Origin of the sequence: Acinetobacter sp. MB5, from assembly GCF_003261585.1 — a bacterium.
In the GTDB taxonomy this organism is placed as follows: domain Bacteria; phylum Pseudomonadota; class Gammaproteobacteria; order Pseudomonadales; family Moraxellaceae; genus Acinetobacter.
This window is the reverse complement of the sequence record NZ_POVU01000057.1, coordinates 1-330: the sequence shown is the minus strand read 5'-3', so window position 1 is coordinate 330 and position 330 is coordinate 1. Positions and strand designations below refer to the sequence as shown.

The 330-nt window shown below is 53.6% G+C and carries 3 tRNA genes; all 3 read left to right on the top strand.

The features are described 5' to 3' along the window. Position 1 precedes the first annotated feature (1 nt). A tRNA-Val gene (locus C1A47_RS17590) sits at positions 2-77 on the top strand. A gap of 45 nt (positions 78-122) precedes the next feature. Further along, positions 123-199 (top strand) — tRNA-Asp (locus tag C1A47_RS17585). Positions 200-220: 21 nt separating this feature from the next. Continuing rightward, positions 221-296 (top strand) — tRNA-Val (locus C1A47_RS17580). Positions 297-330: the final 34 nt, after the last annotated feature.

Here is a 330-nt window from a genome sequence, read left to right as displayed (position 1 = left end):
AGGGCGCTTAGCTCAGTTGGTAGAGCGTCTGCCTTACAAGCAGAATGTCGGCGGTTCGATCCCGTCAGCGCCCACCATATTCAACTTAAAAGTCTTAGCGACTTGGCTTTTAAGTTTACCGTGCAGCGGTAGTTCAGTTGGTTAGAATACCGGCCTGTCACGCCGGGGGTCGCGGGTTCGAGCCCCGTCCGCTGCGCCATTTTAAGTCCAAACCCTATGAGGGCGCTTAGCTCAGTTGGTAGAGCGTCTGCCTTACAAGCAGAATGTCGGCGGTTCGATCCCGTCAGCGCCCACCATATTCAACTTAAAAGTCTTAGCGACTTGGCTTTT